The organism is Lentzea sp. NBRC 105346, assembly GCF_030269605.1.
Taxonomy (GTDB): domain Bacteria; phylum Actinomycetota; class Actinomycetes; order Mycobacteriales; family Pseudonocardiaceae; genus Lentzea.
Genome location: NZ_BSTQ01000007.1, coordinates 55,309 through 74,303 on the forward strand (window position 1 = coordinate 55,309; position 18,995 = coordinate 74,303).

21 protein-coding genes and 1 riboswitch are annotated in these 18,995 nt (G+C 68.8%); of the genes, 5 read left to right on the top strand and 16 right to left on the bottom strand.

What is annotated here, in order from left to right; all coding sequences use genetic code 11:
• Window positions 1-11: 11 nt before the first annotated feature.
• Window positions 12-145, bottom strand: a riboswitch (cobalamin riboswitch).
• Window positions 146-165: 20 nt separating this feature from the next.
• Both QSK35_RS16800 and QSK35_RS16805 read right to left on the bottom strand, forming a co-directional pair.
• On the bottom strand, window positions 166-1,155 hold the full coding sequence (locus QSK35_RS16800; RefSeq protein WP_285747088.1) for a threonine aldolase family protein: 990 nt from the start codon (window positions 1,153-1,155) through the stop codon (window positions 166-168).
• 10 nt (window positions 1,156-1,165) lie between these two features.
• Window positions 1,166-2,272, bottom strand: a complete 1,107-nt coding sequence (locus QSK35_RS16805; RefSeq protein ID WP_285747090.1) for a cytochrome P450 family protein — start codon at window positions 2,270-2,272, stop codon at window positions 1,166-1,168.
• A gap of 14 nt (window positions 2,273-2,286) precedes the next feature.
• On the opposite strand from QSK35_RS16805, the gene QSK35_RS16810 reads away from it, so the two are divergent.
• The gene (locus QSK35_RS16810) at window positions 2,287-3,489 is read left to right on the top strand and encodes an 8-amino-7-oxononanoate synthase (protein WP_285747092.1); all 1,203 of its coding nucleotides are present in this window, start codon (window positions 2,287-2,289) and stop codon (window positions 3,487-3,489) included.
• On the opposite strand, the gene QSK35_RS16815 is transcribed toward QSK35_RS16810, so the two are convergent.
• Both QSK35_RS16815 and QSK35_RS16820 read right to left on the bottom strand, forming a co-directional pair.
• Window positions 3,443-3,898: a GNAT family N-acetyltransferase gene (locus tag QSK35_RS16815; RefSeq protein WP_285747094.1), complete on the bottom strand. Its 456-nt coding sequence runs from the start codon at window positions 3,896-3,898 to the stop codon at window positions 3,443-3,445. The two genes, QSK35_RS16810 and QSK35_RS16815, sit on opposite strands and share 47 nt — an antisense overlap.
• A gap of 62 nt (window positions 3,899-3,960) precedes the next feature.
• Window positions 3,961-4,692 carry a serine protease gene (locus tag QSK35_RS16820; RefSeq protein WP_285747096.1) on the bottom strand — a complete coding sequence of 244 codons (732 nt, stop codon included), beginning with the start codon at window positions 4,690-4,692 and terminating at the stop codon, window positions 3,961-3,963.
• A 149-nt stretch (window positions 4,693-4,841) separates the two neighbouring features.
• Between QSK35_RS16820 and QSK35_RS16825 the strand changes: the two genes are divergently transcribed.
• Window positions 4,842-5,447 carry a LysE family translocator gene (locus QSK35_RS16825; protein ID WP_285747098.1) on the top strand — a complete coding sequence of 202 codons (606 nt, stop codon included), beginning with the start codon at window positions 4,842-4,844 and terminating at the stop codon, window positions 5,445-5,447.
• On the opposite strand, the gene QSK35_RS16830 is transcribed toward QSK35_RS16825, so the two are convergent.
• From QSK35_RS16830 to QSK35_RS16845, 4 genes are read right to left on the bottom strand one after another with little or no spacing between them, the layout of a single operon-like run.
• The gene (locus tag QSK35_RS16830) at window positions 5,436-6,581 is read right to left on the bottom strand and encodes a trans-sulfuration enzyme family protein (RefSeq protein ID WP_285747100.1); all 1,146 of its coding nucleotides are present in this window, start codon (window positions 6,579-6,581) and stop codon (window positions 5,436-5,438) included. The genes QSK35_RS16825 and QSK35_RS16830 overlap by 12 nt on opposite strands.
• Window positions 6,578-7,219, bottom strand: coding sequence for a PIG-L deacetylase family protein (locus QSK35_RS16835; RefSeq protein ID WP_285747101.1), 642 nt, complete (start codon window positions 7,217-7,219; stop codon window positions 6,578-6,580). Before QSK35_RS16835 ends, QSK35_RS16830 begins: the two co-directional genes overlap by 4 nt.
• A 1-nt stretch (window position 7,220) precedes the next feature.
• Window positions 7,221-8,012: a class I SAM-dependent methyltransferase gene (locus tag QSK35_RS16840; protein ID WP_285747103.1), complete on the bottom strand. Its 792-nt coding sequence runs from the start codon at window positions 8,010-8,012 to the stop codon at window positions 7,221-7,223.
• Between the two features lie 7 nt (window positions 8,013-8,019).
• Window positions 8,020-8,421, bottom strand: coding sequence for a MaoC family dehydratase (locus QSK35_RS16845; RefSeq protein WP_285747104.1), 402 nt, complete (start codon window positions 8,419-8,421; stop codon window positions 8,020-8,022).
• A gap of 12 nt (window positions 8,422-8,433) precedes the next feature.
• On the opposite strand from QSK35_RS16845, the gene QSK35_RS16850 reads away from it, so the two are divergent.
• Complete coding sequence (locus QSK35_RS16850) at window positions 8,434-9,132, top strand: maleylpyruvate isomerase family mycothiol-dependent enzyme (RefSeq protein WP_285747105.1); 699 nt, start codon at window positions 8,434-8,436, stop codon at window positions 9,130-9,132.
• Here the strand turns inward: QSK35_RS16850 and QSK35_RS16855 are convergent.
• The 7 genes from QSK35_RS16855 to QSK35_RS16885 all read right to left on the bottom strand — a co-directional run bounded on the left by QSK35_RS16855 (window position 9,129) and on the right by QSK35_RS16885 (window position 15,473).
• Entirely contained in the window at window positions 9,129-9,356 is a 228-nt protein-coding gene (locus tag QSK35_RS16855) for an acyl carrier protein (RefSeq protein WP_285747106.1), read from the bottom strand. The two genes, QSK35_RS16850 and QSK35_RS16855, sit on opposite strands and share 4 nt — an antisense overlap.
• A complete protein-coding gene (locus tag QSK35_RS16860; protein ID WP_285747108.1) occupies window positions 9,353-10,147 on the bottom strand; it encodes a class-II aminoacyl-tRNA synthetase family protein in 795 nt (264 codons plus the stop codon). The genes QSK35_RS16855 and QSK35_RS16860 overlap by 4 nt, the downstream gene beginning before the upstream one ends.
• 12 nt (window positions 10,148-10,159) lie before the next feature.
• Window positions 10,160-11,053, bottom strand: a complete 894-nt coding sequence (locus QSK35_RS16865; protein ID WP_285747110.1) for a diiron oxygenase — start codon at window positions 11,051-11,053, stop codon at window positions 10,160-10,162.
• A gap of 232 nt (window positions 11,054-11,285) precedes the next feature.
• A complete protein-coding gene (locus QSK35_RS16870) occupies window positions 11,286-12,653 on the bottom strand; it encodes a serine hydrolase domain-containing protein (protein WP_285747112.1) in 1,368 nt (455 codons plus the stop codon).
• A 165-nt stretch (window positions 12,654-12,818) separates the two neighbouring features.
• Entirely contained in the window at window positions 12,819-13,535 is a 717-nt protein-coding gene (locus tag QSK35_RS16875) for a S1 family peptidase (protein ID WP_285747114.1), read from the bottom strand.
• Between the two features lie 129 nt (window positions 13,536-13,664).
• Window positions 13,665-14,432, bottom strand: coding sequence for a S1 family peptidase (locus QSK35_RS16880; protein WP_285747116.1), 768 nt, complete (start codon window positions 14,430-14,432; stop codon window positions 13,665-13,667).
• Between the two features lie 15 nt (window positions 14,433-14,447).
• Window positions 14,448-15,473 carry a M48 family metallopeptidase gene (locus QSK35_RS16885; protein WP_285747118.1) on the bottom strand — a complete coding sequence of 342 codons (1,026 nt, stop codon included), beginning with the start codon at window positions 15,471-15,473 and terminating at the stop codon, window positions 14,448-14,450.
• Between the two features lie 71 nt (window positions 15,474-15,544).
• Here QSK35_RS16885 and QSK35_RS16890 point away from each other — a divergent pair, with 71 nt between their 5' ends.
• On the top strand, window positions 15,545-16,456 hold the full coding sequence (locus QSK35_RS16890; RefSeq protein ID WP_285747120.1) for an alpha/beta hydrolase: 912 nt from the start codon (window positions 15,545-15,547) through the stop codon (window positions 16,454-16,456).
• A gap of 34 nt (window positions 16,457-16,490) precedes the next feature.
• The gene (locus QSK35_RS16895) at window positions 16,491-18,362 is read left to right on the top strand and encodes an ABC transporter ATP-binding protein (protein ID WP_502881666.1); all 1,872 of its coding nucleotides are present in this window, start codon (window positions 16,491-16,493) and stop codon (window positions 18,360-18,362) included.
• On the opposite strand, the gene QSK35_RS16900 is transcribed toward QSK35_RS16895, so the two are convergent.
• Window positions 18,357-18,890: a TetR/AcrR family transcriptional regulator gene (locus tag QSK35_RS16900; RefSeq protein ID WP_285747125.1), complete on the bottom strand. Its 534-nt coding sequence runs from the start codon at window positions 18,888-18,890 to the stop codon at window positions 18,357-18,359. The two genes, QSK35_RS16895 and QSK35_RS16900, sit on opposite strands and share 6 nt — an antisense overlap.
• Window positions 18,891-18,995 lie beyond the last annotated feature (105 nt).

Here is an 18,995-nt window from a genome sequence, read left to right on the forward strand (position 1 = left end):
TCCACGCCCGTGTCCGGTGATCAAGGGGGACGAGTTCCTGACTCCCGGATCTTTCGCACCGGTCACAGTCGCGGGACGGCGCCGGATTCCCACCGGCTTCCTCGCACTCCCCTACAGCCTGGGCATCGTCGCATCCCGTGGGTTCGCCGACCAACCCCGCGTGCCTCACACCTTCGCGCGGAACTCCCGGAACGCCTCGGCGACCTCGTCGTGCGTCCACTCCAGCGCGGGCTCGGCGACCGTGACCTCGGTGACCGCCACACCCGGCACCTGACTCGGGAAGAACTTGCCGAGAAAGTCGCCCTTGACCTCGTTGATGTGCTCCGGATCGCCCGGAATGTGGAGCCGGAACTGGTGCGTGTGCGGCTCCGCCACGCCCATCGCCTTCGCGACCACCTTGGCGTGCTCGACGTACGTCTTCAGCCGGGGCAGGACCGTGTCGATCCCGTGCAGGGCGCTGAGCGCGGCCGGCCACTGCCCCCACAGCTGCCCGCCGTACCGGTGCCGCCAGACGCGCGCCTGGTCGACGAAGTCCCGCGGGCCCGCCAGCGCCGCGCCCGAGATGCCCTGCAGCGACTTGTAGAAGCTCACGTACACCGAGTCGAACAGCCCGGCGACCTCGCGCAGGTCGTGCCCCAGGCCGTGCGTGCTCTCCCACAGCCGGGCCCCGTCGAGGTGCACGACGGCATCGCGTTCGCGGGCACTTTCCACGGTTTCGCGGAGCTGGTCCCACGTCGGCAGGACGAACCCGATCTCCCGCTGCGGCACCTCCAGCAACAGCGTGCCGAACGGCTCGGGGCAGTCGTGCACGTCCTCGGGCGTGATCAATCTCGTGTCCGTCGCGAGCCGGATCGGCCGCAGTCCCGCCAGGACCGTCAGCGCCTCGTCCTCGTGCAGCAGCGGGTGCGCGGTCGGGTGCATCGCCACGATGTCGTTGTGGGTCCGGTCGGCCCAGCAGCGCAGCGCGATCTGCTGCGCCATCGTGCCCGTCGGGACGAACAGCGCCGCCTCGGTGCCCAGCAGTTCGGCGACCCGTTTCTCCAGCTCCTCGACGGGGCCGCCCTCGCCGTAGCGGTCGGGTTTGTCGTCGGTGAGGAGGTCGGCGAGCTGCTCACGCATCGTGGTGGGACGGACACCGGACAGCTGACGGTTCATCGGTCCAGCATCAACCGACCCGCGGACGCTCGCCATCGAATTGACTCATCGGGCAGCGCACCGGCACCGACAGCGGCGCCCGGAACGACAGCAGCTGAAGCATCGGCGGCGGCTCCAACGAAGCCAGCTCCAGGTCAGGCAGCTTCGACGCGACCGTCCGCAGCACGACGGCCGCCTCCAGCCGCGCCAGCCCGGCCCCGAGGCAGTAGTGCCGCCCATACCCGAACGCCATGTGCCGCCCGTTCGAATCGAACGCCCCGGCCAGCAACAACACCAGCTCAGCCCCGGCGGGCAGGGACACCCCGTCCAGCACGACGGGCCGCGAGGTCACCCGCCGCCACGTCACGACCGGCGGTGCGGTCCGCAGCACGTCCTCGACGAACTCCTCGGCCACGCCAGGCGACCCCAGACGAGCCCACAAGGAACGATCACGCAGAGCCCGGTCGAAAGCCACCGACAACAGCTGCGTGGTCGTCTCCTGACCGGCGATCAGCAGGAAGTAGCAAAGCCCGGCGGCATCCTCAGCGGAGACGCCGAAATCAGCGAGCGCTTCGAACAGCGCGCCGTCGCGCGCGTGGTAGCGAGAAACCAGCCACTGGTGGAACTCCCCCACCGGCCCGGCCAGCTCAAGCTGTCGCGAAGGAGAAACATCACCCCAGAAGAACTCCAAAGACGCAGCACTCCACGCCTTCAGAGCAGGAACGTCCACAGAGGACAACCCGAGCAATTCCAGCAGCACGATGCACGGCAGATCCCAGGCCAGATCGGAAACCAGATCCACCCCGTCCAACCGTTCGAGAGCCAGCGAAACGATCCGCGGCTCCATCGCAGCCACCCGAGCGGGCGTCAGGAAGGACGCGACCAGCCGCCGCAACCCGGTGTGCGAAGACGAGGAGTTGTTGGCCAAGGTCGGCGGCAAGGAAAACCGAGCCCGCACCAGCGATCGCAGAGCGGCGGGCCGCACGGGCGTCACGGCGGTCAGGGCGTTGTCGGGCAGGTAGGTGACGGGATCGGCCAGCACCGACCGCACCGCCGAGTACCCCGAGACCACCCAACGCCCGGAGACAGGACACACCGCCGACGGCAGCTCGTCCCGAGTGAGCGTGAAGAGGTCCACGCCGTCGAACGGTAATGGGCGGATGCGAAACTGCATCGGTGACCGTCAGCACAGGAGAGTCGACGTTCGACTGGATCGACGTCCGCGCCGAGGCGCGCGCCAAGGCCGGCCTCGCCCGTCGCCTCAGGCCCAGGCACGCCGACTCGACGGACCTCGACCTCGCGAGCAACGACTACCTGGGCCTCGCCCGTGACAAGCGCGTCACCGGGGCCGCCGCGGCCGCGACGCTGCGGTGGGGTGCGGGCTCGACCGGATCACGCCTGGTCACGGGGAGCACGGAACTGCACGCCGAGTTGGAGTACGAGCTGGCGAACTTCTGCGGCTCGCAGAGCGCGCTGGTCTTCAGCAGCGGTTACCAAGCGAACCTCGGCGTTCTCACCGCATTGAGTGGTCCCGGCACGGCGATCGTCGCGGACCAGCACATCCACGCGAGCCTCATCGACGGCACGCGACTGTCCAAGGCGGACGTCGTGGTCGCCGGGCACTGCGATGTCGCCCAGGTCACACACGCGCTCAAGACGCGCGGCAAGCGGCGCGCACTCGTCGTGACGGACTCGGTCTTCTCCGTGGACGGCGACCTGGCGCCACTCAACGAGCTCCACCAGACGTGCCGCGAAAACGACGCCGCGTTGATCGTCGACGACGCACACGGGCTGGGTGTCGTCGGGCCGGGCGGCCGGGGCGCGGTGAACGAAGCGGGTCTGGCCAAGGCGCCGGACGTCGTCACCACCCTCACGCTGTCCAAGTCCCTGGGGTCGCAGGGTGGTGCGGTCCTGGGCCCGAGCCGCGTGATCCGGCACCTGGTCGACACGGCGCGCACGTTCATCTTCGACACGGGCCTGGCGCCGAGCAGCGCCGCGGCGGCACTCACCGCGATCAAGATCCTGCGCGAGGAGCCGGACCGTCCCGCTCAGGCGTTGAACGTCGCGCACGAGCTGAGCAACCGCTTGCGCGAAGGGGGTTTCCACACCAGCACGCCCACCGCGGCCGTCGTCAGCGTCCGGGCGCCGGGACCCGAGCAGGCGTTCGCTTGGGCCGAGGCGTGCCGCGCGAACGGGGTGGTGGTCGGCTGCTTCCGGCCGCCGTCGGTGCCGGACCAGATCTCCCGCCTGCGCCTGACCGCGCGCGCCGACCTCACCGAGGCCGACATCGAACGCGCGGTGCGCGTGATCAGTGAGTGCGCCGCATCCGCAGGTGTGGAATCCCGTCCTCGATGAACTCGTTGCCCTCGGGCTCGAACCCGAACGACGCGTAGAAGTCCGCCACGTACACCTGCGCGTCGAGCACGCACGGCGCGTGCCCCACGTCGGCCAGCGCCGCCTCCACAAGGCGGCGGCTGAACCCGCAGCCGCGGGCCGCGCGCGCCGTCACGACGCGGCCGATGCGGAACGACCCGTCGGGCTCCTCCAGCAGCCGCAGGTACGCCACCGGCTTCGGCGAGTCCGTCTCCAGCCAGAAGTGCCGGGTGGTGGGCTCGAGGTCCCGGCCGTCCAGGTCGAGGTACAGGGAGTTCTGCTCCACGACGAACACCTCGGCGCGCAGCCTGAGGAAGCCGTAGAGCTGGGCCGGGGTCAGGTCGGCCGCCCACAGCCTGCGCAGGGTGGCGGGAAACTGTGATGTTCGCATCGGACAACGCATATCAGATGGCATGCGTCGATCGGTAGTTGAGAAAGTCTCGCGTGCGGCGGCTACAGCGGCAGCACTGATCGGTAGTACGAGAGCCGCGTGTACACGCCCGGCTCCCCAGCGCGAGCACATCCGCGGCCGTAGGACACGACACCGGCGAGCCGGCCGCGCACGACCATGGGCCCGCCCGAGTCGCCGGTGCACGCGTCCCGCCCGCCGCGACCGGCGCACAGCATGGCGCCGGGCCGGTAGTCGGGATCACGCCGGCACTCGTCGTCGCTGAGGATCGGCAGCTCTACCTGACGCAACACCGGCGACGGGGCCTCCAGCTCGCCGGTCCGCCCCCAGCCCAGCACGGTGCCCACGGAACCCGTGTCCCCCAACGAGATCGTGCGATAGGGCAACGAGCGCTCGAGCGTCAGCACGGCGACGTCGTCGCCGGTCGCGACCGAGCGGTACGCAGGGTGCCGCCACACCGACCGCACCGGCACCGCGACGCCGTCCGACGTGGAGGTCAGGGCCGTCCGGCCCGCCACGACCTGCAACGCCGACGCCGAACGCTGGCTCGAGCCGAGCACGCCCCGGTCCGTGGCGCAGTGCGCGGCGGTCAGGACCTTGTCCGGCGCGACCAGCGAACCGCCACAGATCAACTGGCCGTCCGGGGTGGTGATGGCCACAACCCACGGTGTGTCCGAGATCCGCGAAGGCGAGCCCCCGACGATCGCTTCGGCGTTCTGCGCGCCGCTGACCAGGGCGATCACCGCTGCGACCACGGCATACCGCTTGACCCTCACGGACCACTCCTCGTTGCGCCAGGTGGACGAACGGTCACGAACCGTAGCGAACGCGCTAGAGCCGCGTCAAAACCGCAAATCGTCCTGTTAGAGTCGCATCAAGCCGAAAGATTCACGGCAAGTGGCACAGATCACGGGGGTAATGTCCGGTGTACTTCGACTTCGGCCAGGTTCCGGCCTTCCTCATCGCATGCGCGGTCGTCGTCGTGACGCCCGGTGTGGACGCCTTCCTGTTGCTCCGGACGTCACTCAAACAGGGCACCAAGGCCGGCCTCCTCGCTCTCGCCGGAATCCACTCGGCCGCGGCCATCCAGACCGGTGCCGTGATCGCCGGCCTCGGGGTGGTGCTGCAGCGGTACCCGATGGCGTTGACCGCGCTGCGCTGGATCGGCGCCGCCTACCTGCTCTACCTGGCCGTCACGATCGCCCGCGGCCTCCTCAGCGGCGCACAGGCCGCGGAGGAACAGGCGACGAGCCACCCGTTCCGCCAGGGTTTCCTGACCAACATCACGAACCCGAAGATGCTGCTGTTCTCGCTGGCGTTCCTGCCGCAGTTCATCGGCACGGGCCAGCCCGCCGCGCAGCTGACCATGCTCGCGGCGATCTTCCTCGGCCTGGCCGCGATCTGGGAGCTGCTGATCGTGCTGGCCGCGAGCCGCGTCGCGGGCCGGTTGGGCAAGCCGGGCGTGACGACCGCGCTCGACGCCGTGTGCGCGGCCGTCTTCCTGACGATGTCAGTCGGGCTAGTCGTCTAGCGCCTGCTCGACGTCGGCCCAGATGTCCTCCGGGTGCTCCAGCCCGACGGCCATCCGCACGGTCCCCTCGCCGATTCCCGCCGCACGCAACGCCGCGGCGTCCAGGGCTTGGTGCGACGTCGAAGCCGGATGCAGCACGAGCGTCTCCACCCCGCCGAGCGACGCGGCGAGGGCGGCCAGCCGAACCTTGCTGGTGAACGCACGACCGGCCGCTCGTGAGGCGAGGTCGAACGCGAGCACACCGCCGTAGCCGGACAGCAAGCGCTTGGCGATCGCGTGGTCGGGATGGCCCGCCAGGCCCGGCCAGTGCACCGCCGACACGGCGGGATGGGTCAGCAGCCGGGTCGCGACGTACTCGGCGTTCGAGCAATGGCGTTCCATCCGCAACGCCAGCGTCTGCATGCCGCGCAACGTCAGCCACGACCCGAACGGATCCGCCGCCGCGCCGAGCTCGCCCGCGTACGTCCACGTCGAGCGGAAGAGATCGGCCGAGGCGAACACCGCGGCACCGCCGATCACGTCGGAGTGCCCGGCGAGGTACTTCGTCGTCGAGTGGATCACGATGTCCGCGCCGTGCCGCAAAGGCTGACACAGCAACGGAGACGCGAACGAGTTGTCCACGACAACGGTCACCCCGGCGCACTTGGCCGCGGCGGCCAGCGCGGGCAGGTCGCTCACGCCGGTCATCGGGTTCGCGATCGTCTCCACGTACAGCACCTTGGTGTTGTCCTGAAAGACCGGCGTGTCCGAGAAGTAGGTCACCTCGATGCCGAACCGCGCCGCCAGGTCCGTGAACACCGCGAACGTGCCGCCGTACAGACATCGTTGCGCCACAACGTGATCACCGGGCCGCAGCAACGACAGCAGCACGGCGTTGATCGCACCCATCCCGGACGCGGTGGCGAAGGCGGCGACGCCACCCTCCAGCGCGGCGAGCGTGTCCTCCAACGCGCGGGTGGTCGGATTCGCCCGCCTGCTGTACGCGAAACCTTCCGGGCTGCCCAACGAAAACGCGAACGCCTCCGGGTCGTCGAACGCGAACGCCGACGTCTGGTAGATCGGCGGCGACAGCGGCCGGCAGTCCGGCAGCGAGGGCACGACCGAGTGGATCACGCGGGTCTCGGGATGCGTCATGCCGTCCGCACCACCTGGAACGCCTCGGCCAGCCGCCCGTCCGGGAGGCCCGCCTGCCGGGCGTGCTCCGCCATCCAGCCGCGCACCAGCTCGCGCACGCCGGGCCCGACCTGGGAGCGATGCTCCTCCAGCGCGAGGATCTTGCGGTCGAACACGTCGGTGATGTCGACGAAGTGGTCCGGACGCGGGCTCATGATCAGCCACGTCTCGGGCACCGTCCACGGGTCGTTGTGCAGCAGCGGGTTGCGCGCGTCCGGGTAGATCGCCCGCAACGTCGTCTCGCCCGCGGACCGGTGGTCCGGATGCGCGTCCGGCAGCCGGGACCAGTTGATCTCCGGGCTGTGCATGACCACGCGGTCCGGTCGCAACTCCCGGATCACCCGGCTCAGGTCCTGACGCAGCGCGCCCGACACCTCGAGCTCGCCGTCGGGATAGCCGAGGAACCGGACGTCACCGACCCCGGTGACCTTCGCAGCAGCCCGCTGCTCCGCCCGGCGCACCGACGCCGCGCCACCCGCGGCCCCGTCGGTGATCACGCAGTAGACGACCTCGGCTCCCCCGTCGGTCCAGCGGCCGATGGTGCCCGCCGCGCAGAACTCCGCGTCGTCGGGATGAGCGACGACAACCAGTGCGCGCATGTCACACCCTCGCGGTGAACAGGAACGACCGCGGCACGTCCGGCACCTCGCGAGGTACGACGGGATAGTCCCAGCGCCCGAAGTTCGCGCCCTCCTGCCCCGGCTCGCGCAGGTCCTCGACCTGCCAGCCACAGGACAGCAGCAGTCCCTCCGGGTCGTCGGTGCCGAACCGCCACGGCGCGCCGTCCTCCGACAGCGCCCGGAGAAACGACCGCGCGAACGGGTTCTTCAGCGACGCCGCGCTCGTCATGTCGCTGACCAGCACACTGCCCGGTGCGGACAGCGCGGCGAGATCGCGCAGCAACGCGCGCACGCACTCCTCGGTCAGGAAGAACAACAGTCCCTCGGCGACCCACAGCGTCGGCAGATCCTTGCGGAATCCCGCGTCGCACAACGCGCCGGTCCACTCTTCCGCGAGGTCGACCGGAACCGGCTTGCTGCGTGCGCCCCGCAGCAACTCCGCCTTGGCGTCGAGCAACGCGGGCCGGTCGAGCTCGTAGATCACGAGGTCGTCCGGCCACGGCAAGCGCAGCACGCGGGTGTCCATCCCGGCGGCGACGAACACGACCTGCCGCACGGTCGACGCCGCGCGCATGATCGCATCGTCCATGTACCGCGTGCGGATCGCGATGAACGGCGCGGTGCCAGCGCCCGCGTACCTCTTCAGCAGCTCGAACCCCGTGTCACCGGCCAACTTGCGCGCATGCTCGTCGGTGAACAGCGCGTCTTCCCTTTCCGACTCCAGCGCGCGGGCGGCAGCGGTCCACCGGGCGGTCTGCGAAACGGCTTCCATCGTCGGTCTACTCCTCGGTGGCCGGCCTGCGCCGGAAGATGCTGTGCAGGATCATGCTGAACACGACCTCGCCGTCGGCGTCGACGAACTCGCACTTCGGTTTGACGACACCGGTGTCCGGCCGCCGCAACGACGGAGACGTGCCGAGCACCGTGAGCCGCGCGGTGAGCTGGTCGCCCGGCCGGACCGGGCGGTGGTACCGGATCTCGTCGACGCCGGGCGATCCCTCGCAGGCGCTGTCCGCGAGCAACCCGTCGACGTAGCAGCGCATGAACATCGACGCCGTGTGCCAGCCGCTCGCGATCAGGCCGCCGAACGACGACTCCGCGGCCTGGTCGTGATCGACGTGGAATGGCTGGGGATCGTACTGGCGTGCGAATTCGATAATTTCCGCCTCAATCACCTCCACTTTTCCCAGATCGTGGACGTCTCCGGAGACGTAGTCTTCAAAGTAACGCAATTGCACCCCTATGCTTCAAGCATGACCCGTGACCCGAAGTTGGCGGCACGACTGCTGCTGGCGGAGCGTGACGAACTCGTCCCGATATTGCGCCGAATGCCAATCGAGAAATTCGACCTGCCGACGGCATGCACCGGCTGGTCGGTTCGCGATGTGCTGGCGCACTGTGCCGCGGCCCTCACCCGGTTGACCGAGGACCGCGTGCACGATTTCTGCCCGAAATGCAATCAGGAGGACATCGACGATCGACGCGACCACACGATCACCGACATTCTCGACGAACTCGAATCCGGTTACGTCACCGCGGGCGAGGCGCTCTCCCGGTCCGACGGCAGACTCGACGTCATCGCGCTCGGCGAGTGGGTGCACGGTGGTGACGTCCGCGAGGCGCTCGGTGAGCCGAACGCGTACGCGAGCGCCGGGATCGATGCCGCCATTACCCTGTTGACCAGCTCGAACCGAGTGTTGAAGACACCGCTGACCCGCGTGCGGACACCGGATCAGGAGTGGCTGCTCGGCACCGCGGAACCCGGCCGGGAGACCGCCGAACTGATCGCCGCCGTGCCCACGTTCATCCGGCTGTACACCGGCCGCAAAGCCGGCCCGAACGACTACCGGCTGCGTGGCGCGAGCCCAGAGGAACTCGTCATCTACCGCTAGAAATACCGTTTCTCGATGTTGTGCAGTGTGCGGAAGTCATCGAGCTCGATGGTGTCGACGTTGATCTCGACGCCGGACAACTGGGAAACCAGGAAGACGAACTCGACGAACGACAGCGAGTCGATCAGCCTGTTCTCGATGAGATCGAGATGCGGATCGATGTCCGTCAGCTCGGCGTGCTTCGCGAGAATCCATTCCTTGACTTCGTTGATTGCCGTGCTCATATCCTCAGCCCCTCCACCGCTTCGATCGCGTCGGACCAGCTTCCGAATTTCTCCCGCAGAACTTCGAGCCAGCGTTCCAGACCGAACGCGACACAACTCGTGAACGCGGGTACACCGCCATAGGTGATCTCACAACGGGCGCCGAAGAAGTTCCGGTGCACGTTCACCGACGCGATCGCGAGGTCGCCGTACCTGAACTCGTACTTGACCGGCGCGAGCTGCTGCATCAGGGCACGCCCGCCGTCGCGCCGGTAGAACGGGTCGGTCGCGGGCTCCTTGCGCAGCGGCAGGCCGAGCGCCCCGGCGAACCGGTGGATCCGCTCGGTGTAGATGCGCAGGTGCTCGTCGGTGAAGTCCTTGTCCCCCAAGGCGACGATCTCGCGCATGTGGAACCCGAGCAACCGCCGCAGACCGTCATAGTGGTCCTCGTTGCGGTAACAGCGGCCGAGCACCGTCACCCGCGTGCCGGTGGTCAGCTGCGCGCCTCGGTGATGCAGGTACACCGCGTAGCACGCGGCGGACGGCAGCCCCAGCCGTGGCGGATCGAGCCGCTCCACGGTCGGCGGCGTGTACTCGAGGTCGAGTCCACATGCGACCAACGCGTGGTGTGGAAAGTTGTCGTAGTAGTCGAAGGCGGCGAGGTCCTCCACCGGAAGCAGCGGCGGCATCGTCATCGGCGCCGCGCCGTGCTCGACACCCCACCCGGTGAACACCGCGTCGAGCACGCCGAGCAGCCGGGTTTCCTCGGGGCCGAGCGCGAGGAGCCCGGTGATCTGTTGATGAACCGGCATGTCCCACCCCGCTCAGTTGATCGACAACGTCGGGTCGGTGATGATGCCGTTCTTCGTCAGGAACGACATGGGCTTGCGGACGACCTTGAGCTCGGGCGCGCGCCGCCGTTCGTCGGCCAGCAGCCGCGAGCGGAAGCCCATCGGGTCCTCGACGCCGGCGTCGCGGTACACGGCCGGGTTGTAGAACGCCCGGAGGCTGAACGCGACGTAGCGCTTGAGGTAGTCCTCGATCCCGCGCAGCTCCGTCTCGTCGAGCCGGCCGGCGATCCGCTTGTACAGCAACGCGACCAGCTCTCGCCCGAACGCGATGTGCCGCGACTCGTCCTGATGGTGAATGCGGTTGACCTGGCGAATGGTCTCGTGAAGTGAGCGGTCCTCACCCATGCGCATGTTGTAGAAATCGACGATCTCCTCGAACAGGAGAATCCGAGCGAAAACGAGAAAGTTCTCGACGTCCGCGTCGCCGGCCGAACCGAGTTCGAGCTTGACCGTCGGATAGATCTTGCCACCGTACCGCCGGCAGAACTCGGCAAAGAACCACATGTGCTCGTTCTCCTCACCGATGAAGTGGTGAAAGAAGTCCGAGGGAATCTCGAAACCGGGCATGTGGATGCGGTTGACGACCTCGATCAGCAACTCACGAATGCCGTGCACGTTCATGCTGTAGAAGTTGATGCTCTCCCACTTGGAAAGTCGCATCATGGTCTCAACGCCCAGCTCATCGACCAGTTCCGTACCGTACGGCGAGATCAGATCCTCGCTCATCCAGTAGACGTCCTCCGGGATGCTGTCAACCCAGTCGAACATTTTGTAGGGATTGTAGTAGTCTTCGACCGACTTTTCGCCCAATCGGTCGAGGAGTTCCTTGAACCGCTCTGTGACAGCGTTGTCAACCGCAGAACGCATGCGCGTGCAGCCTTTCGGTCTAATTCCGAAGATAGCGCTACCAATACGGCAAGGTAGTGACGCCCCTTACGCACAGTCAACCCGACGTCCCCCTAACGCACATCCGTATCAGCCGGTGTTCACGATGCGAACACCGGCTGATGTGGAAAAACCCAGGTAGAACCGCAATGCGTCAATATGTTTTGTCGCCGTCAATCACTTCGCGTCTCATGTGGACCGCTTCAATTGGGACTCAAAAGGCGAGTCGCTCGTTGACTGCTTCGACCAGGACCTGCCGGTTGGTGACGACGACCCACGGCTGACCGCGGACGATCACCGATGCGCTGAAACCAGCCCCGGCACCAGGGTGGCCGGCGACGTCCCTGGCCGGCACGAGCATCCAGCCGAGGCCCGCTCGGCCGCCGAATTCGTCCCGTTCGGCCTGTGGCGACAGCGCCTCGTGCACGAGCGGGGCGGGCAACAGCGAGGACCACCCGAGTCCGAAGCGGACCAGGTCGAGCGCGGTGGTCCACAGGCCGGCCGCGGCGGTCAATGTGGACACCTCGGCCGGCACGGGCTCGAAGGAGCCCGCCTCGGTCAGGCGGTGGCCGGTCGCCGCCCCGGTCGTGGGAGGGCTCGTCGGGAACGAGGACCCGGCCATGCCGAGCGGGTCGAGGACCATGCGCGTCACGGCCTGCGGATACGGCAACGCGGTGACGTCGGCGATCAGGCGGCCGAGCACCTCGTACCCGCTGTGGCCGTAGGCGAACGTGCCGCGTTTGCCGTCCACGCCGCCGGTGTGGGCGAGCAACTCCCGCACGGTGACGGCACCGTGCGAGTCGACGGGCTCGTCGAGCCGCACGCGCCCGTCCGCGACCAGCCGCAGGACCGCGGTCGCGGTGACGAGCTTGGTGACCGCGAACGCCGGGAAGCGGTGCTCCGGCAGCAGTACCTCGGCACGGTCGAGGTTCGCCCAGCCGCGGGAGATCGCCCACGCCGAGCCGTCCGCGGTCGCACCGGCCACGGTGAGGCCGACCAGTCCGAGCTCGGCGAACGACTCCGCGGCCACAACGGCCGCTTCCTCCGGTACCGCACCGGACGTGCGCCTCGGCGGTGCCGCCACCCGCGGGTCCGCGGCCTTCGTCTCCAGCGGGTACAGCCTCAGGGTGCGCAGCCGGTGCGGCGGCTCCGCCTCGGTGGCCGCCTCGACCCGCAGACCGGCGATCTTCGCCCGCAGCCGCAGCGGCTCGGCCCGAACTTCCGTGAGGCCGGCCCGCAGTTGCGGCGCCAACGCACCGAACAGGCCGGGCAACCTGTCCGGTGGCAACAGATCCAGATAGTCGTCGGCGAAGTGCCGCCGCAGTTCGCCGGCGTCCGGAACCGTCCATTCCGGACTGTCGGCGGTGGCGAAGCGGGACAGCATCCACCGAACTTGGGCGAGGGCATGGCCTTCGACGTGTTCCTTGAGCGCGGTCCAGCTCGGGAACCCGTGCTCACGGGCGATGGCCAGCTGGGTGTCGTGCAGTGTGTCGAACTCCCCGGCGGCGAGGCGGCGTTTGGCCTCGACCTTCAGGTGGCGAAGGCTGGGCCGGTCGGGGAACTGGCGTGACTGTGCGGACAAGGCAGTCCTTCCTCAGCGCCCGCGGGTCCGCGACATCGGGCTGGAAAGACCTGCCAATGATCTTCGTGTGCGACCGGTGAGCTTGCAGCTCTGCCCGCGGACCCGGAGGCGGCCGGAAACCGCCAAGCCCCAACATATCCCGGCCGCCTGGGTGCCGCGAACGAATTAGTAGAGGTACGAGGTCACGCGCGTGTAGACGCCGGGCTGGCCGGGTTCGGCGCACCCCTTGCCCCACGACACGACGCCCGCCAGCCTGCCGTCAACGATGTACGGGCCGCCGGAGTCGTCGGTGCACGCGTCCACGCCGCCCTGCGGGTACCCGGCGCAGAACATCGCCTTGGCGTTGTACCGCGGGTAGGCGGCGGCGCAGACCGTGTCCGCCATGATCGGGATCGACGCCTGGCGCAGGACCGCGGGCTTCGTCATGTCACCGAAGTGCTGCACACCCCACCCGAGCACGGTGCCGGCCTTCCCCGCCACGTACACCGACTTGTCCGCGATGGGCAGCACCGCGTACGGCATCTCCTGCGCCAGCGTGACCAGGGCGATGTCGGCGCCCATGCTCGGGACCGTGTAGCCGGACGCGATCTGGTACTTCGTCACGACCGCGTCGATGCCGTCGGCCGTCCTCAGGTCGAGCCGGCCGCCGACGACGTGGATGCTGCCCGGCGTCCGGTTCGCCACGCAGTGCGCCGCGGTCGCGACGAGCGCGGGGCCGACGAGCGCGCCACCGCAGTACTGACGGCCCTCGCTCTGGAGGGACACCATCCACGGGTACTCGGAGATGCTCCCGACCGCTGTCCCGCCGACGATGCGAGGGGAGGCTTGCGCGGGCACCACCGTGACGAAGATCAGGGCCAGAACCGCAGCGAAGAGGCGCATACGGCCACTGAACCGAGGCCGTCAGAGCCCGGCATCTCGAACCGGCGAAGGTGACACCACCGAGTGAAGGCCGTCGGCATACGCGGCCCCGGACACCCACTAAGGACGCCCACTACCCCGAACACCCCGCTAACGCCCACCAGCCCGAACCGGCGAGGGCACCAAGACCGCGTGCAGGTCGTCGGCGTACGCGGCCACCCGCACATACACGCCGGGCTTGCCCCGGCGCGCACACCCCTCACCCCACGACGTGATGCCGACCAGCGTGCCGTTCGCGACGATCGGCCCACCCGAGTCGCCCTGACACGTGTCGACCCCGCCGTCGGGCAGCCCGGCGCAGAACATCGCGGCCGCGACGAACTGGGGATACGCCTCGCGGCACGACTTTTCCGGCAGCACCGGCACCGATGCGGCCATCAGGTAGCGCGACGGGTTGCCCTGCTCGCTCGTGCGCCCCCAGCCCAGCGCTGTCAGCTGCGTGCCGACCGCGTAGAGCTCCTTGGACGTGGCGATCTTCAGCGGCTCGTAGGGCAGCGGTTCCTTCAGCGTGAAGACCGCGACGTCCGCACCCTGGTCGGCGGCGGAGTAGTCCGGGTGCACCCACACCTCGTCGGGTGTGACTGCGTACCCGGAGTCCTTGTCCTGCTTGTCCTCACGGCCCGCGACCACGCGGACCGAAGAGGCGGACTTGCCCGCCGCGCAGTGCGCCGCGGTCAGCACCTTGTCGGGCGCGACGAGCGTCCCGCCGCAGTACTGGAAGCCGGTCTTGTCCGTCAGGTACACCACCCAGGGGGTGTCCTTGATCGGCGCCCGCTTCCCGCCCACGATCTGGGCGTCCGCGAGTGCCTGCCCAGGCAGCAGGAGGAGCAGTACCAGCGCTACGGCGAGTCGTCGCATAAACCTACAGAGTAGTCACTCCGCTGCTCCATTCGGAGCAAACTTGCTCCAAACCTTTCCAGCGGTGCCCGCCACGGCCTCGCCGACCTCGTTGATGACCTTGATCAGCGGGTCGGTGGAGTTCGCCATCGACTCCTTGTACGACTTGGCGGCGGACTTGATGTCCTCGGTGAAGTTGCTGGAGGGACTGTCGTCCTCGCGACGCGGGTACTCGCCGGTGAGGATCGAGCGGTACTCCTCGCTCGCAGCCCATTTCTGCAGCTCAGCGGCCCGCACGACGGCCAGCGGGTGGCTGCGGCGCTCGGTGTGCAGGAGCTTGAGCAGGCTGTCGCGGATGTCCTCGACCTCCTGGTACTCCTTGGCTTGGGCGAGGAACTCGCCGGTATCGACCTCGGAGACGTCCATGCCGCCCGCCAGCGCGACGTGCACGCGCAACGCGGCCTGCGGGTCCTGGGACGCGAGCAGGCCGGCCCGGTCGCACGTCAGCTCGGTCTTGCGCTGCCACTCGTAGAGCGCGGCGATGATCGCGCGCATCGCGAGGTACCCGGCCGGCATCCAGCCGAGCGACTGCTGCAGCCCGAGGAGCCTGCGCAGGATCGTCGCGTACAGGGCGTGGCCGGACTTGGCATGCCCCATCTCGTGCCCGATGACGAACCGCAGGCCGTCGTAGTCGAGCAGCTCCACCAGGCCGGTCGACAGCACGATGAACGGCTGGTCGATGCCGTAGGTGCCCGCGTACGCCTCGGCCGCGCGCTCGATGTAGACGTCGGGCACCGGCTCGATGTCGAGCGTCGCGGCCACCTCCAGCCGCAGCCGGTTGATGTTCGGGTACTGCTTGGGTCCGACGCGGATCGACGACGCGACCTGCAGCAAGCGCTCGCCGCGTTCGGTGAACGCGCCCGCGACGGCCTGCAGGATCGGGCCGATGCCGGGGACCGCACGCAACACGGCGAGCGCGCCCCGGTCGGCCGGGTGTTCGTAGGCGCGCGGGCTCAGCCCCGGAAAGCGCACCCTGGATGTCTGCTCGATATCCCCAGTCACGTACCCCAGGTTAGACACGAATCGGCCTCGGCTGTCTTGTTTCGCCGAATCGGCGTTGCACACTGACGCCCGTGACCGAAGCGAGCGAAGACACCCGGACCCTGCCCCTCGGCGGCGAGGTCGTGGCCACGCTGCTGCGCAGGCGGCCCGCCACGAACACCAGGGGCGCGATCCTCTACGTCCACGGGTTCGCCGACTACTTCTTCCAGGACCATGTCGCGGACCACTTCACGGCGCAGGGCTACGACTTCTACGCCATCGACCTGCGCGGGTACGGGCGGTCGCTGCGCGACGGCACACCGCCGAACTACGTGACCGACATGTCGGTGTACTTCGAGGAGCTCGACGCCGCGGTCAAGGCGATCCGCCAGGACGACGGCCACGAGCACCTGGTCGTGCTCGGCCACTCCACGGGCGGGCTGACCACGTCGTTGTGGGCGCATGCGCGCCGCGCCGACAAGCTGATCGACGCGCTGGTGCTGAACAGCCCGTGGTTCGACGTGCCGGAGCCGCCGCCGATCCGCAGGCTGGTGCGGTTCCTCGGCCGCGTCGCGCCCAAGCTCGTGATCCGGCCTGGGCTCGGCGACGTCTACGGCAAGAGCATCCACAGCGACCACAAGGGTGAGTGGGCGTTCGACCTGACGATGAAGCCGCTCGCCGGGTTCCCGGTGCTGGCCGGCTGGATCCGCGCGATCCTCATCGCGCAGCAACGGCTGCAGCAGGGCCTCGACGTCCCGGTGCCGGTGCTCGTCCTGCACTCGGACCGCAGCATGATCACCGAGAAGGAGTGGTCCGAGGACGTCATGAAGGTCGACGCCGTCCTCGAGGTCGAGCACATGAAGAAGTGGGCTCCGGGCATCGGCAAGGACGTGACGGTCGTCGAGGTGCCCGGCGGGCTGCACGACCTCTTCCTGTCGCCGGAGGCTGTCCGCACGCGTGCGTTCGACGAGGTCGACAAGTTCCTGGCCGAGAAAACGGCTTGACCTCGACCTAACTACACGTTCGAGACTGGCGTCCATGAACATCGACATGAACGCCTGGGTGGCGCTGCAGAGCGCGATGCAGGACAAGCAGAGCCGCAAGATCACCCGCGCGACCGTCGCGCGGGTGGCGCGGTTCGCGGCGCCGCAGAGGTTCGCGGTGCTGGCCCTGCTCGGCACCAGCTCGGTCGCGGCGGTCCTCGCCGTGCTGACGCCGGTGCTGGCGGGCCGGGTCGTCGACGCGATCGTTCATGGCGGTGACGTCGGAACAGTCGTGCGGCTCTCGTTACTCATAGCCGTGATCGCGGTCGGCGAGGCCGGCCTGAGTCTCGCGGAACGGTGGCAGTCGTCCCGCGTCGGCGAGGACCTGATCCTGCGGCTGCGCGAGGCTGTTTTCGCGCATGTGCAAAGGATGCCGGTCGCGTTCTTCACCCGTACCCGCACCGGCGCGCTGGTGTCGCGCCTGAACAACGACGTGATCGCCGCGCAGCGGGCGTTCGCGACGACGTTGTCCGGTGTGGTCACCAACATCATCGCGCTGGTGCTGACGCTGGCCGTGATGCTGACGCTGTCGTGGCAGATCACGTTGCTGGCCATGGTGTTGCTGCCGGTCTTCGTCATCCCGGCCCGCCGGGTCGGCCGCAGGCTGGCGGGCATGGAGGCCGAGCGCGCGAACCTCAACGCGTCGATGACGACGCAGATGACCGAGCGCTTCTCGGCGCCGGGTGCGACGCTGATCAAGCTGTTCGGCCGGCCCGCCGAGGAGAACGCGGAGTTCAGCCGGCGTGCGCGGCGCGTGCGGGACATCGGTGTGCGCACCGCGGTGCGGCAGTGGGTCTTCATCGTCGCGCTGACCTTGGTGTCCGCCTTGGCGTTGGCGGTCGTCTACGGTCTCGGCGGCTACTTCGCGATCCGCGGCCAGCTGGAGGCGGGCACGATCGTGTCGCTCGCGCTGCTGCTGACCCGGTTGTACTCGCCGCTGACCGCGCTGGCCGGCGCGCGGCTGGACGTGATGACCGCGCTGGTGTCGTTCGAGCGCGTCTTCGAGGTGCTCGACCTGCCGCCGTTGATCAAGGAAAAGGACTCTCCCGCAACGGTTCCCGACGGTCCGGTCTCGGTGGAGTTCTCCGGGGTGTCGTTCGCCTACCCGTCCGCGGACAAGGTGTCGCTGGCGTCACTGGAGGAAGTGGCCAGTCTGGACACCCGCGGCGGCGAGCAGATCCTCGACGACGTCTCGTTCCGCGCCGAACCGGGCCAGATGATCGCGCTGGTCGGCGCCTCGGGTGCGGGCAAGTCGACGATCGCCTCGCTGACGCCCCGGTTGTACGACGCGGACTCGGGCTCGATCCGGCTGTCCGGTGTGGACGTTCGCGACCTGTCGTTCGACTCGATCCGCGACACGGTCGGCATGGTGACGCAGGACGGGCACCTGTTCCACGAGAGCATCGGCGCGAACCTGCGGCTCGCCGCACCCGGCGCCACCGACGACGAACTGTGGGACGCGTTGGAACGGGCCCGCCTCTCGGCGTTGGTCCGGTCGCTGCCGGACGGCCTGGACACCGTGGTCGGCGAGCGCGGCTACCGGTTGTCCGGCGGCGAGCGCCAGCGGTTGACGATCGCCCGGCTGCTGCTCGCCAAGCCGCGGGTCGTGATCCTGGACGAGGCCACCGCACACCTGGACTCGCGGTCGGAGGCCGCGGTGCAGGAGGCGCTGGTCGAGGCGCTGGCCGGACGGACATCGCTGGTGATCGCGCACCGGTTGTCGACGATCCGCGCGGCGGACCAGATTCTGGTGGTGGACAAGGGCAGGATCGTCGAACGCGGCACACACGACGCGTTGCTCGCGCTCGACGGCCACTACACGAAGCTGTACCGGACGCAGTTCAGCGAGGAGCCCGTCGCGTCATAGGACTCCCGCTCGCGCCGCCGCCAGCGCCGCTCGCGCCGAACGCACGGCGACCTCGTCGTCGACCGGTTCGCGGGTGACGAACATCCGGTAGTAGAGCGGCGCGCACGTCAGCCGCACGAGCTCCACCGGGGAGGTGCCTTCGGGTGCCTCCCCGCGTTCGATTCCGCGCACCACGACGGTCGCCGCCTCCTCGTGGCGCCGCGCGTAGAACTCCCGCAGCGCGTCCCGCGCGGGCGTCGACTGGAACCCGGCGGCGATGACCGCCTCGAACACGGGCGACCGCCCGCGCACGACCTCACGCGCCAGCTCGATCAGATCCCCCTCCAGCGTGCCCGTGTCCGGGATCGGCCACGCGTCGGCGGCCGTCGACGCGAGCGCGTCCGCGATCAGGCCGTCGGTGGTCGCCCATCTCCGGTACACCGTCGTCTTGTGCACGCCCGCGCGTTGCGCGACGTTCTCGACCGTGAGTCCGAGATAGCCGCGTTCGGCCAGCTCGGCATACGTCGCCTCCAGGACGGCAGCCCGCACACGGGCGGTCCGGCCACCAGGTCTCGCATTCAAATGCAACTCCAGTTGCGTTAGCGTCGATCTCGTGGCAAGCTTAACGCAACACAAGTTGCATTTGGGGGGACG